Genomic DNA, 13,696 nt, shown 5'->3' on the forward strand with positions numbered 1-13,696 from the left:
GAGCGCGGACGTTATCTGAAACCACGAATTATAGATCTACCAATTCAGGAGTTGAACAATGAAGTCATCCTCCACGATGCACGCTCTGATTGTAGATGACGATCGAACGGCGATATTTCGGACGGCTGAAATTCCACGACCGGAACCCATTGCCAATCAAGTTCTGGTGCGAATTAAGGCAAGTGGTGTTAACCCACTCGACAGCAAAATTCGTACAGGTAAAGCACCCCATGCTCAACAGGTTTTTCCTGCCGTTTTAGGAACTGATTTGGCTGGAATCGTTGAAGCAGTTGGACAAGATGTTACTGCGTTTTCAGTTGGTGATGAGGTCTACGGATTTACGGGCGGAGTCGGCGGATTGCAAGGTTCGCTGGCTGAATTTGCGGCGGTTGATGCCGATTTACTCGCGAAAAAACCAACCAACCTCACCCTGCGGGAAGCCGCTGCCTTACCCCTAGTATTTCTGACCGCGTGGGAAGGACTGGTCGATCGAGCGAATGTCCGCGAGGGTCAGAAAGTGCTGATACTGGGTGGTTCTGGCGGTGTGGGTCATGTTGCTGTGCAGATTGCCAGAGCGCGAGGTGCCAAAGTCTTTGCAACAGCTTCCCCAGCAAAACATGACCTGGTGCGACAACTGGGTGCCGTACCCATCGACTATCACAGTACACCGATCGCGCAGATCGTACAAACCTTTACCGATGGTCAAGGCTTTGATGTGGTCTACGACTCGGTGGGCGGCTCCACATTGGATGATGCGTTTCAAGCCGTGCGCGATTATGGTCACGTCGTCAGTAACTACGGCTGGGGAACCCATTCTCTGTTGCCCCTCTCACGCAAGGCTGCAACCTACTCAGGCGTGTTCGTGCTTCTGCCACTCTTGACGGGCAAAGGTCGCGCTCATCATGGCGAGATCCTGCGTCAGGCGACCCAATTAGCAGAAGCCAATCAGTTGCGTCCCGTCGTTGACCCCCGCCATTTCACCTTAGAAACAGCGCTGTCTGCCCACGAAGCAGTAGAGCAAGGCACGGCTGTCATCAAAATCGCGATCGATTTGTAACCACTGTGAACACAGGTAGAGCCTGTAGAAACAGGAAACTTGAGCAAAGCAGGAGAATTAAAATGACTCACTATGACTACATTGTGATTGGGGCTGGGTCGGCAGGCTGCGTGGTTGCTAACCGTCTGACAGAGGATAGCGAAACAACGGTGTTACTCCTCGAAGCGGGTAATCCCGATCCGAAACCAGAAATTGAAATTCCGTCAGAATGTTTGAAATTACTCGGTTCTGAGGTGGATTGGAGCTACTTCTCTGAACCGGAACCCGAGCTCAACGATCGCAAAATCTTTTGTCCTCGTGGCAAGGTTTTAGGGGGTAGCAGTTCGATTAATTTCATGATTTATATCCGAGGTAATCCCCACGATTATGACCACTGGCAAGCATTGGGAAATCCCGGTTGGAGTTATCAGGATGTATTGCCCTACTTTAAGAAATCGGAGCATCAGCAACGGGGGGCCTCTGAATATCACGGAGTCGATGGAGAGTTAAGCGTCACTGATATCGAGGTTCCGGCTGTAACGTCTCGACGCTTTGTCGATGCTGCGATCGCACTGGGCTATGAAAATAATCCTGACTTCAACGGTCGTCAACAAGAAGGGGCAGGACTTTATCAGTTAACCGTCAAAGAGGGGAAGCGCCACAGTGCTGCGGCGGCATTCCTTATGCCGATTCTCCAACGTCCTAATTTGACAATAACGACAGGTGCATTCGTGACTCGGTTGTTGTTTGAGGGCGATCGCACCGTTGGCGTGGAATACCGCCACGAAGGCACACTACATCAGGTTTATGTCAACCAAGAAGTGATTCTCAGTGCAGGGGCATTCGACTCGCCCAAACTATTGTTGCTTTCGGGTATTGGTGCTGCCGAACATCTGCAAGCATTGGGCATTCCGGTGGTAGTCGATCTACCAGGAGTGGGTCAAAATCTCCGAGACCACATTCTTGCTCCCATCACCTATCAGGCAACGGAGGATGTTCACCCTGTCGGTACCAGTAGCGGAATCGCTGAAGCGGGATTGTACTTTCACAGTGAGAATAACTCGGCTATTGCACCCGATTTACAGTGTTTCTCAGGCCCGATTTTGTGGGCTCCCCCTGGTTCTAACCGATTGGGTACGGGATTCTTTGGGGTTGCTTCTTTGACCCAACCTCAAAACATTGGCAGTGTCAATTTGCGTTCATCCGATCCTCAAGACCCACCCCTGATTCGGTTGAATTATCTGCAAAGTGAAACTGATGTCCAAAAGCTTGTCGAAGGAATTAAGGTACTTCGCCGAATTTTTGAAACCCATTCCTTTGATGAGTTTCGACGAGAGGAACTGGCTCCCGGTCTTGATGTGCAGAGTGATGAGGCACTTGCTGCTTACGTCCGAGACGCTTGCGATACGGTGTCCCATCCGGTCGGCACCTGCAAAATGGGTACTGACCCAATGGCGGTTGTTGACCCTGAACTACGGGTACATGGAATAGAGGGCTTGCGTGTCGTCGATGCCTCTATCATGCCAACCCTGACAACAGGTAATACGAATGCACCAACGATCGTGATTGGTGAAAAAGCAGCAGATTTAATTAAAGCCAGTCGGACTCGCCGAAACCTGATGACCCAGTACAACGTCCAAAATTCGGGACACTTGGGGTATTTAGCTGTTGGCAATTGAGCCAAGCTCACACTTCGCGATCGCGACAATTGGTAGGAGCAAAGGATCTGTACTAATTAGCAAAGCAACTCTTTAGCACGGGCAAAAACTCAATCGATTTACAAAGGAGAAACCTCTGATGCCTTACATTACTGTTGGTCAAGAAAACTCTGCAAACATTGATATCTACTACGAAGATTTGGGAACAGGGCAACCTGTTGTTTTGATTCACGGATTTCCCTTGAGCGGTCATTCTTGGGAAAAGCAGGTATTAGTTCTGCTGAACGAGGGGTATCGGGTTATCACCTACGATCGCCGAGGATTTGGCAACTCCAGTCAACCTTCGTTTGGATATGACTACGACACCTTCGCATCAGATCTCAATGCGCTGATGACCAAACTCGACCTCCGCGATGCCGTGCTGGTCGGTTTCTCTATGGGGACAGGTGAAGTAACACGCTATCTCGGCAAATACGGATCGGAGCGTGTGCAAAAAGCCGTGCTGATGGCTCCTGTTCCTCCTTTCCTGTTAAAGACAGACGATAACCCAGAAGGCGTCGAGCAAAGCGTTTTTGACGGGATTATGAAAGCGATTGTTGAAGACCGCCCAGCCTATTTTTCCGCATTCTTCAAAGATTTTTTCAACGTGGATTTACTGCTTGGAGACCGCATCAGCCATGAAGCAATTCAAGCCAGTTGGAATGTTGCAGCAGCAGCCTCTGCTAAGGCAACTCTGGATTGTGTGCCATCTTGGTTGACTGATTTTCGTGACGCTCTACCTCGCATCGATGTGCCGACTCTGATCATTCATGGAGATAGCGATCGCATTCTGCCATTTGAGTCTACCGCAAAGAGACTGCCGCAGCTAATTAAAGACAGTCGCCTTGTGGTGATACCTGGCGGCCCTCATGCTATCAATTGGACTCATGCCGAACAAGTGAATCCTTTACTGCTGGACTTTCTTAAAGGAAATTAATCAGAATTCCAAAATCCACCCGAAATCAACGGTAACTGTTGCGATTGTCAAGAATTCTTGCAAAAAAGAAAACATGGATCTTCAACAACTCACGGCGCTGGAAAATATTCGTCAGGTCAAAGCACGCTATTGCCGATTCATCGATCTCAAGCAGTGGGACGATTTCAAAAACTTATTTACGCCGACGGTGCATCTTACTTTTCATGGCGTTGAAGGAGAGCTGTTATACCAATTTACAGACCTTCAAAGTTTCATCGACCAAACAGCAACCACGTTAAGCGGATCTCAGACCATCCATCAGGTTCATAACTCTGAAATTCAATTGACTTCGGAAACGACAGCGCGGGCGATCTGGTCGATGGAGGACTGGATCATTTATCCCAAAGATGTAAAAGGGCTTTTCAAAACGCTTCATGGCTTCGGACATTATTACGAAATGCTGGAATTGAGAGAGGGCTGCTGGCTCACTACGACACTTAGCTTAAAAAGAACCATTCTGACTATTACCTGAACGGCGCAAGGAAAAAAACATGGTTCAGAAAATGAAAGCGGTTATCATGACCGAACCTGGCGGTTTGGAAGCGTTGACTTACACAGAAGTCGATATGCCGCGTATTGAACATCCAACCGATGTACTAGTAAAAATCAAAGCGGCAGGTGTTAATCCAGGCGATTGTCAAAACAGAAAATTCGGGTTTCCTTCTTATGCGGTAGGGTCAGGGAAACAGGGCTTTAGTATCCTGGGGATGGACGGAGTTGGCATTGTCGAGGCGGTAGGAACGGGTATCACGCACATTGAGCTGGGTGATGAAGTTTGGTATTACGACGGCGGCTACGCAGATAAACATGGTAGCTACGCGCAATATAAAGTTGTTAATGGTCATTATCTGTCGCCAAAGCCGAAGTCGCTTGATTATATAACAGCCGCAGCGTTGCCCGTCGTCGCTTTGACGGCGTGGGAGGCGGTAATTGATCGGGCGAATGTCCAATTAGGTGACTTTGTATTGGTACACGGCGGCGCTGGTGGGATTGGGCATATCAGCATTCAACTGGTGCTAAATCGCGGTGGACGTGTGGCGACGACAGTTAGTGGTACTGCAAAGGAAAAATTGGTACGTACACTAGGAGCCGAATTACTCATCGACTATAAAAAAGTGGATGTGAAGCAAGCGCTAATTTACTGGACAGGTAAGGATGGTGCAGATGTCGTGCTTGACTACATTGGTCGTGAAAACTTTGCCAACAGCATCGACCTAGTTGCACCGTATGGAACGCTCGTAAATACAGTCGTCTCTAATTGGCCGAATGGGAACAATCTCGTTGCCGAATATAAAAATTTGAGCATGAAGTTCGTCAATATAGGTTTGCCGCAAGTGACTGGCAACCATGAATTTCGGGTTCGCCAAACGCAGATTCTCAAAGAAATCTCACGACTAGTCGATGTTGGTCAATTGCAGGTTCACCTCGATCAAGTTTTTCCACTTCAACAAGTAGCCGAAGCACAGCGATCGCTAGAGGCTGGTGAAATTATTGGGCGTGTTGTCATTGAAATGTAATCTATTATGGAAAATGGAAAAATCGGCGTTGGTATCATTGGTGTTCATCCCTCGCGCGGATGGGCTATGACCGCGCATCTACCTGCGTTGCAAGCATCACCTGATTTCAAAATCGTTGCATTGACAAATTCAGATCCAACTATGGCGGAGGAATCGGCACTCAAGTTTAATGTACCGTATGCCTTCCAACTTCATGAGGATTTGTTGGCGTGTCCAGATGTGGATTTGGTTGTCGTTACCGTCAAAGTGCCATATCACTTTGAATTGGTGAGTGCTGCAATCCGGGCTGGAAAATCGGTTTATTGCGAATGGCCTTTGGCTAACGGACTGCAAGAGGCAGTTGAACTGGAACAACTCGCTAAAAAATACAAAGTTCATGCGGTGGTGGGATTGCAGTCTCGCACAACGCCGGAAGTTAATTTTATTCGTGACTTAATTCGCGATGGTTATGTAGGTGAGGTTCTGTCCGTTTCACTTATTGGTTCAGGAATGATCGGCGGAGCAATGATTCCTGAACAATTTGCTTATACTCTAAATCCAAAGAATGGTGCTGGGATGATAAATGTTGCCTTTGCCCATGCGATCGATGCTGTGGGTTATGTGCTGAACTCTGAGTTGAGTGAGGTTATGGCAACGTTAGATAGCAGGAGAAAGACAGCGCAGGTAATCGAAACAGGGGCGATCGTTGCGATGGAAACACCGGATCAAATTGTCATCAATGGTAAAATGAAAAGCGGCTGCGTGGTTTCTGCCCATTTTCGAGGGGGTTTATCACGAGGCAGCAATTTCAGGTTGGAGATTAACGGGACGCAAGGCGATCTGATTGTCACAAGTTCGCTTGGCTATCCTGGGCTTGGCGAAACTAAAGTCCAAGGCGCTCAAGGTGAAGATGCTGCTATGCAAAACCTTGATGTCCCGCAAAAATATATAACGGCAAATGCAGATATAGGGATAATAGCAATGACTGTTTTCAATAACTATGCCCTACTTGCTACCGATTTTAAAAGTGGAACAAAAACGACACCAACATTTGCAGATGCTGTGATTTTGCACCGTCTCATAAATGCAGTTGAACAATCGGCTGCAACTGGTAGTAGACAATATACCTAAGATTTCTGCGAAAGATTACTAAACGTCACTCGGTAATTACAGGCATCATCATAAAAAATTAGACGAATTGAGCGAACAAACCTACAGGCAAATCATTGCAATCGAACTTTTGACTGCTTGTGAGTTAGAGGTGCTGCGACAGATAGTAGAAAAATGCTATTCTGCACTGCCATACTATGAACAACCCCGAAAATCCTCGACTACACCTGCCGTCTTTCGCTCATGAATCTGCCATCCAAAAAGTCCGAATTGCAGAAGATGCTTGGAACACACGCAATCCTGAAAAAGTATCACTCGCTTACATGTCAGAAGGTACTGGCTCATGAAGCGACTGACGCCAAGGTGTGGGTGAGTTACAACGATCCTAACTACTTAAAACAGCGATTGTCACTCTCCGATGAGTTGGTGAAAAATATCGCTATCATTGCACCTTTAATCTATCAAGCACTTAGTCCCGCCGAGCGCCAATAAATTGCATAATTAGCACACGATCGCACCTTGGCGTTTTTGGAACAGCATTTAGGCAGTGCTATCAAAGTCTAAAATGGGGTGACTACTGCTAGATAATTCGCCCACCGAGATCGCCCTGACAACCAAAATATTCTGATTCTGAATCATTGGGAAAACGCTGCACATGGCGGGTGGTTTTTAAGAAAGAGAACGGTGAAAATCAACAAGCAAGGAGAAAAACCATGAAAATCAACAAGAATGACACCGCAGTAGTCGTCATCGATCCGCAAAACGATGTCTTGAGCGAAAAAGGGGTTTCCTGGGATTTGGTGGGTGAGAGTGTTAAGGATAACAAGACTATCGAAAATATTGAGCGAATCTTCAAAGCCGCGAAGCAGAATGAATTCGAGGTTTTTATCTCCCCTCACTATTACTACCCCACCGATCATAGTTGGAAATTTGCCGGAAACCTAGAGCAAATGATGCTTGAGGTTAAGGAGTTCGATCGCCGTGGTGCGTTGAGCCTCGATGGATTCCTGGGATCGGGTGCTGACTGGCTCGATCGTTATAAGCCCTTCATTGAGGATGGCAAGACGATTGTGGCCAGTCCACACAAAGTCTATGGGCCGCAAACTAACGACCTCGTTTTGCAACTGCGTAAACGCAAGATTAGCAAAGTCATTCTACTTGGAATGTTAGCAAATCTTTGTGTTGAAGCTCATCTACGCGAATTGCTCGAACAGGGATTTGAGGTTCTTGTCGTTAAGGATGCAACAGCAGCCCCTCGGCATCCGCAACTGGGCGACGGCTACAAGGCAGCACTGATTAACTTTGGGTATATCGCCAATGCAGTCCTGTCTACGGATGAAGTTGTAGCAGCAATGGAGTAATGTCAAACTCATGAATTTTACAACACTTATGAAAACATCCGCGTTACTTCTTGCTCTGCCAATTAGTATCTTAGCTAATTTTTCCTTAAGAGCTTCTGCTGATGCTACTGCTGGCATCCTCCTAAGTACGAAATGTCGGGGTGGGTACAACGTAAATATTTGGCAGAAATATACTTCAGGTGAACTGCTTTATCGCTAAAACCCTCTTAGTCAGCCAGTTTTTTCTGAAATTCATAACACCTTCTAGAAATCGTATTCACCTTATCAAACCCAAAGGATATGGAAGTGGACACTCAACACTATGACGATATTATTATCGGCGGCGGCAAAGCGGGTAAAACACTTGCACCAGCGCTAGTTGCTGACGGACGTAAAACCGCTCTGGTTGAACGCAGTTTAAATACGATCGGTGGCGGGTGCATCAATATCGCTTGCATTCCTACTAAAACGATGGTGGCGAGTGCCAGTGTTGCAAACACAGTGCGAAACAGTGCCGCTTATGGTGTTAAAGCCAATACACCCATCGTTAATTTAGCAGAGGTGATCCAACGAAAACGATCGGTTGTGCAATCTGCGCGTGAAATGAATTTGCACAATCTAGAAACGGCTCTGGATAACAACTTGATCGTCGGGGAAGCAAGGTTTGTTGCTCCCAAAACGATCGCAGTAACAACAACTGAGGGGAACAATCGCTTACTTACCGCCGAACGCTTATTTATTAATACAGGCACACGACCGTTAATTCCATCTGTACCCGGACTTACTGAAGTTGAGTTTTTAACGAGTGAGTCGATTATGGAGCTAGAATACTTGCCTGAACACCTGATCGTTCTCGGTAGTGGCTATATTGGTTTAGAGTTTGCTCAGATGTTTCGGCGCTTTGGCTGTCGCGTTACTGTCATTGGGCAAAGTGAGCAAATCCTGTCACAGCAAGATCCAGATATAGCGATCGCAGTTCAAACCGTTTTAGAACGAGATGGGATTAAATTCCTGTTGAATGCGAAAGTGCTCAAGGTCGATCGCACTGGCAAGGCAATCAAACTGCAAATCCAAGTCGCTAATCAGGAAATAGAGCTTCAAGGTTCACATTTGCTCGTTGCTGTTGGTCGTGCGCCAACTACCGATCGCTTAAATTTAGCTGCTGCTGGTGTGACAACTGATGTTCGTGGATTTATTGTAGTTAACGATCGCCTAGAGACGAATGTACCAGGCATTTGGGCATTAGGCGACATCAATGGCGGCCCGCAATATACTCATGTGTCCCTGGACGATTATCGGATTATCAAAGCGAATTTGATTGATGGCGGCAACCGCAACACAAGCGATCGCCTGATTCCCTCCTGTTTGTTCATCGATCCAGAACTGGCCCATGTGGGTTTGACTGAAACCGAAGCACGGCAACAAGGGTATGCCATTCGAGTAGCAAAACTAGATGCCTCAGCCATTCCCAGAGCGAAAACATTGGGTAAAACTGATGGCTTGCTAAAGGTGATCGTGGATACCGAGACAGGACATATTCTTGGTTCTTCACTCTTGTGTCATGAAGCGGGTGAAGTGATTTCAACGGTGCAAATGGTGATGCAAGCTCAAATGCCCTACACTGTTTTGCGCGATGGCGTGTTGACTCATCCCACAATGACCGAAGGGTTAAATTTGCTGTTTTCAAAGTTGTAAGGCAGTTAGTGCAAACATCTGACAACCAGGAGTGATGTTGCTGGGTGGGGAATTGAGGTATTTTGTTGAATTCCAACTTTAGTTGGAGTTAGCCTTCCATTTTGAGATGGGTTAAGCGATCGTCCACTCGACTCAATAAAATTATCAACTGTGAGTGGACGACAAACCAAAGTCAATTGCATATATTGAATTTATGCAAATACAGATAGCAATCGGGTTGCAAGATTCAAGTTTGCTGAATACAGATAGCACACAGAGGAGAGGGATGTAGGCGTAACCGCAGGTATCACTTGCGGTAAACATACTTCCCCTCGGAGGTTTCAGTGAACAATGACCGTAAACACCGTTTATTATTTGTCCCTCCTTCAACTCAGGATCATAAACAGGGGATGTTAAGTGCCGCTGCGATCCTGGTGATGTATGGAGATTATCAATGTCAAAAAAGTGCGGATGTTTATCGGTTACTGAAAGTCATTGGGCAACAACTCAGTATTGCGTTGGGAGAGGATTATTTGTGCTTTATTTTTCGTCATTTTCCGCAAATCGAAATTCATTCTCAAGCTCTACGGGCGGCTGAAGCGGCTGAAGCGGCTGCTGTTCAAGGTCAGTTTTGGCAAATACATGACATTTTGTTCATCCATCAACAACAGTTAGCAGATGGTTATTTAGTACAGTATGCCAACGATCTAGGACTCGATATCTCCCAATTTCTGCAAGATCTGTTTAGGCATATACATCTGGAGCGCATTAATCAAGATATTGAAAGTGGCATCCACAGTGGAGTAACGGCTGCCCCAGCTTTGTTTATTAATGGGATTCGGTATAGCGATCGCTGGAATATGGAGCAGTTGATAGCAGCCATTGTCAATACAGCAAATTGAGCCAGTCCAAGACCAATCAATATTCAGGAACATTATCATGACGAATCAAACATCATCTCGCGTGTGGCTGATTACAGGCAGTTCTACGGGCTTTGGTCGAACTTTAGCTGAAGCTGCTTTGGCTCAAGGCGATCGTGTCATTGCAACGGCTCGTGATGTCAGCAAAATTCAAGATTTAGAGCAGCAATATCCGCAGACGGGAAAGGCAGTTTGTTTAGATGTTACCGATCCAGCAACCATTCAAACGGCTGTGCGGAGTGGTTTAGCAGCATTCACCAGAATTGATGTGCTGGTGAACAACGCGGGCTATGGATTGATGGGTGCAATTGAGGAGGTAAGCGACCAGCAAATCCGTGACCAACTTGAAACCAACTTCTTTGGGCTGCTCAATGTGACTCGTGCCCTCATTCCGATATTCAAGAAACAAGGCGTTGGTCATATCTTGAATATTTCTTCAATAGGCGGACGGAAAACATTTCCTACGATGGGGCTATATCATGCTTCTAAATTTGCAGTCGAAGGACTTTCAGAGAGCCTCGCACAAGAACTTAAACCTTTTGGCATTAAGGTGACAATTGTTGAGCCAGGAGGCTTTGAGACCGACTTTTCAGGTCGCTCTTTGATGACGGCAAAGCAAATGCCAGAGTACAATTCTCTCCGGGCGGAAGTGGTCAAATTTGCCGCAGAACAACCTCGTGGTCATGTACCAACGGGTGTTCAAGCCATGTTGAAAGTGGTGGAATTACCTGACCCGCCGCTTCACTTAGCGATCGGCCCCAATGCACTACCAACGATTGTGCAAAAACTTTTCTCAGATATCGAAGAATATCAGCGCTTTGAGCATATCTGGCAAGAGTCTACCGCCAATGCGGGCGTGGGATTTAATTTTCCTAGCCTCACCCAGCAAGTTTAGATCGGCAAAATCTTTCGCGACTGCCGAGAACACTCGATTATGAATTTCTTCATCGACGCATCACCTTTTACCGAACGTAGAAGTACACACTTCTACGTTATCCATCAAGTGTAAAAAAACTCAAAAGGAGTAATGTTATGACCAAATTTCGCACAGTTTCGATTGATGGTTTAGATATCTTTTACCGCGAAGCTGGCTCCCGTAGTAATCCCACAATTCTGCTGTTGCATGGCTTCCCCACCTCTTCTCATATGTTTCGCAATCTGATTCCCGCACTTAGCGATCGCTTTCATGTGGTTGCACCTGATTATCCGGGCTACGGTAACAGTTCTATGCCAACTGTGCATGAGTTTGACTATACGTTCGATCGCCTCGCCGAGATCGTGGAAAAATTTATTACCGCCATCGATCTCCAGCGCTACAGCCTTTATGTGATGGATTATGGTGCGCCCATTGGCTTTCGGATTGCGGCTAAACATCCAGAGCGAGTAGAAGCATTGATTGTCCAAAACGGGAATGCCTACGAGGAAGGTCTCGGCGAATTTTGGAAACCAATTAAGGCATACTGGCAAGACCCTTCTCCTGAGAATGCTGACAAGCTCAAATACCTTGTCACCCAAGAAGCAACGAAGTGGCAATATACCAATGGTGTTCGCAATCCTGAAGCGATCAGCCCTGATAACTGGAACATCGATCAACCCCTACTAGATCGCCCCGGAAACGATGAGATTCAACTCGCGCTGTTTTATAGCTATGGCACTAACCCACCGTTATATCAGCAATGGCAGGAGTATTTCCGCAAATATCAGCCACCTACCCTGATTGTTTGGGGTAAAAATGACTTTATCTTTCCAGCCGAAGGTGCTTATCCCTACAAGCGCGATTTGCAAACCCTTGATTTTCATTTACTCGATACCGGGCATTTTGCCCTGGAAGAGGAAGGAAATGCGATCGCTGACCATATCGTTCGCTTTATGACAACTCACATTACTTCATAGGGCTTCATCACGAATTGGTGGCGACAATATCTCTCTTGGGCGGGTGGGTACGCCAGACGAGATAGCTAAAGCTGTTGTCTTCCTTGCATCGGATGACAGCAGCTTTGTTAACAGCATAGAGATGTTTGTCGATGACGGTATAGCACAGATTTGAAGCACCCTAAAAGTGGATATAGCTGGTAAAAGTATAGTCATTTATAGGCATGGGAGGCTTCAAGTCCCTCCCCCTTCGCTTTTACTTTGAGCGGATTGACCCGCATTGGCCCAACTACGCAGCTCTCTATCCCATCGCTAAACGCATTTGGGATTGCTTTTCTGAGGATGTTATACGAAGCGTTGATATCACAATTAATTAACTGACCAGTCGATGTTTTGTACAAACCTCGCTTGATACGCTTACCAGTAAACATCGGCTCTTTTGCTGTTTTCCCGTAAACAGGAATTGGGTCTAAACCCAGAAAGCTACTTCTGGACGTGTAGGATTCTTCCTGCACAATTACTGTGATTCCCACCAAGCGAGCTTTGTATTCTAACATCTCAATTAATCGAGAGTGAGGAATACTGACAAAGTTTTGGTTTGTTTGTTTACCTAGATTGATATCGGTTTTCCACTGTGCATTTTGGCCGATTACCAGCGTTCCAATTTTGTTCGCTACCAAATGGTCAACAATCACACGACTAGCATGATGCAGGTAATTATCAACTTTCTGGTTGCGACAGCGAGTTAAGCGCTGAATCCGGGGTGAAGTTTTGCGATTCCCTTTTAACTGGGATTGTAATCGGGATTTGCGTTTGTTGTAGAACTGGTTAATCGATTTTAATGGTCGCCCGTTAATCAACAAAGGGATAAATCCCGGTTGATTTGAAGTTAACGCCACTAAATTATCCAGTCCTAAATCAATACTAGCTACAGAATTAGCGTTGCCAAGGGTGGACTCCGGTTCATCATAAATCACCTCCATTACATAGGAATCACATTTCGGAACCAGTCGAACTTGACAAATCTGGTTGGGATTGAGTTGGGTTTTCATTGAAAGTTCAGTGCCGGAAAGTTTAATGACTCCTTTCTTCAACTGTTTGCTGCTAATTGCTTGAATCGTGTAGACGAGAAGGTTTCGCCCTTTGACTTTATCTTTGTACTTTGGCAATTTTGGGCGACCCGTGAATCTTGAAGAGTCAGCTTTGTAAGCTTTAACGGCTTCAAAAAACGATTTCCAATTTTTATCTAGCACCATCAAGATTTGCTGACTAACTTTAGCAGGCAAAGCCTTGTATGCTTCATGAGACTTCATCAAGCGGTTCGTTTCGTTGTAATTAACATAGCCCCACCCATAAATAAAACTCTGACGAATGACGTAATTGGCGGCATTGTAGAGATTTTTGGACTTGAAAGCTAGTTCGTCTATTTGGGCGAAACGGTGTTCCGTCGATTTAATGATGTGCCTCTCTGTTAGCTGCATTTGAGACTTCCGTTCTTTGAGCTGTGCGTATTCCTTGTTCAAAACTCATAGCGATATGATACCATTATTGTTTATAATTGCTTATAAACTCAAC

At 46.2% G+C, this 13,696-nt stretch carries 15 protein-coding genes; 14 read left to right on the forward strand and 1 reads right to left on the reverse strand.

Annotated features, from left to right (window positions below):
• The first annotated feature begins 58 nt into the window (after nucleotides 1-58).
• The 14 genes from OSC7112_RS12665 (at nucleotide 59) to OSC7112_RS35610 (ending at nucleotide 12,296) form a co-directional block, all read left to right on the forward strand.
• Nucleotides 59-1,057 (forward strand): zinc-dependent alcohol dehydrogenase family protein, encoded by a 999-nt coding sequence (locus OSC7112_RS12665; protein ID WP_015176262.1) that lies wholly within the window; start codon nucleotides 59-61, stop codon nucleotides 1,055-1,057.
• A 62-nt stretch (nucleotides 1,058-1,119) separates the two neighbouring features.
• Complete coding sequence (locus tag OSC7112_RS12670) at nucleotides 1,120-2,715, forward strand: GMC family oxidoreductase (RefSeq protein ID WP_015176263.1); 1,596 nt, start codon at nucleotides 1,120-1,122, stop codon at nucleotides 2,713-2,715.
• Nucleotides 2,716-2,833: 118 nt separating this feature from the next.
• The gene (locus tag OSC7112_RS12675) at nucleotides 2,834-3,670 is read left to right on the forward strand and encodes an alpha/beta fold hydrolase (RefSeq protein ID WP_015176264.1); all 837 of its coding nucleotides are present in this window, start codon (nucleotides 2,834-2,836) and stop codon (nucleotides 3,668-3,670) included.
• 73 nt (nucleotides 3,671-3,743) lie between these two features.
• Nucleotides 3,744-4,181, forward strand: a complete 438-nt coding sequence (locus OSC7112_RS12680) for a nuclear transport factor 2 family protein (protein WP_015176265.1) — start codon at nucleotides 3,744-3,746, stop codon at nucleotides 4,179-4,181.
• 19 nt (nucleotides 4,182-4,200) lie between these two features.
• A complete protein-coding gene (locus OSC7112_RS12685; RefSeq protein WP_015176266.1) occupies nucleotides 4,201-5,226 on the forward strand; it encodes a zinc-binding dehydrogenase in 1,026 nt (341 codons plus the stop codon).
• A gap of 6 nt (nucleotides 5,227-5,232) precedes the next feature.
• Entirely contained in the window at nucleotides 5,233-6,336 is a 1,104-nt protein-coding gene (locus OSC7112_RS12690) for a Gfo/Idh/MocA family protein (RefSeq protein WP_015176267.1), read from the forward strand.
• A gap of 176 nt (nucleotides 6,337-6,512) precedes the next feature.
• Complete coding sequence (locus tag OSC7112_RS35600; RefSeq protein ID WP_223300821.1) at nucleotides 6,513-6,662, forward strand: DUF1348 family protein; 150 nt, start codon at nucleotides 6,513-6,515, stop codon at nucleotides 6,660-6,662.
• Nucleotides 6,595-6,807: a hypothetical protein gene (locus tag OSC7112_RS12695; RefSeq protein WP_071883980.1), complete on the forward strand. Its 213-nt coding sequence runs from the start codon at nucleotides 6,595-6,597 to the stop codon at nucleotides 6,805-6,807. The genes OSC7112_RS35600 and OSC7112_RS12695 overlap by 68 nt, the downstream gene beginning before the upstream one ends.
• Before the next feature lie 221 nt (nucleotides 6,808-7,028).
• A complete protein-coding gene (locus tag OSC7112_RS12700) occupies nucleotides 7,029-7,676 on the forward strand; it encodes a cysteine hydrolase family protein (RefSeq protein ID WP_015176268.1) in 648 nt (215 codons plus the stop codon).
• A 279-nt stretch (nucleotides 7,677-7,955) separates the two neighbouring features.
• On the forward strand, nucleotides 7,956-9,350 hold the full coding sequence (locus tag OSC7112_RS12705) for a mercuric reductase (protein ID WP_015176270.1): 1,395 nt from the start codon (nucleotides 7,956-7,958) through the stop codon (nucleotides 9,348-9,350).
• A gap of 323 nt (nucleotides 9,351-9,673) precedes the next feature.
• Nucleotides 9,674-10,231: a DsbA family protein gene (locus tag OSC7112_RS12710; protein ID WP_015176271.1), complete on the forward strand. Its 558-nt coding sequence runs from the start codon at nucleotides 9,674-9,676 to the stop codon at nucleotides 10,229-10,231.
• A gap of 37 nt (nucleotides 10,232-10,268) precedes the next feature.
• Nucleotides 10,269-11,144 (forward strand): SDR family NAD(P)-dependent oxidoreductase, encoded by an 876-nt coding sequence (locus tag OSC7112_RS12715; RefSeq protein ID WP_015176272.1) that lies wholly within the window; start codon nucleotides 10,269-10,271, stop codon nucleotides 11,142-11,144.
• A 137-nt stretch (nucleotides 11,145-11,281) separates the two neighbouring features.
• Nucleotides 11,282-12,142 (forward strand): alpha/beta fold hydrolase, encoded by an 861-nt coding sequence (locus OSC7112_RS12720; RefSeq protein ID WP_015176273.1) that lies wholly within the window; start codon nucleotides 11,282-11,284, stop codon nucleotides 12,140-12,142.
• A gap of 28 nt (nucleotides 12,143-12,170) precedes the next feature.
• Entirely contained in the window at nucleotides 12,171-12,296 is a 126-nt protein-coding gene (locus OSC7112_RS35610; protein WP_223300875.1) for an SDR family oxidoreductase, read from the forward strand.
• 37 nt (nucleotides 12,297-12,333) lie between these two features.
• Here OSC7112_RS35610 and OSC7112_RS12725 read toward each other — a convergent pair whose 3' ends face one another.
• Complete coding sequence (locus tag OSC7112_RS12725) at nucleotides 12,334-13,602, reverse strand: RNA-guided endonuclease InsQ/TnpB family protein (RefSeq protein WP_015176274.1); 1,269 nt, start codon at nucleotides 13,600-13,602, stop codon at nucleotides 12,334-12,336.
• Nucleotides 13,603-13,696: the final 94 nt, after the last annotated feature.

The organism is Oscillatoria nigro-viridis PCC 7112 (assembly GCF_000317475.1).
GTDB classification, from domain to species: Bacteria; Cyanobacteriota; Cyanobacteriia; order Cyanobacteriales; family Microcoleaceae; genus Microcoleus; species Microcoleus nigroviridis.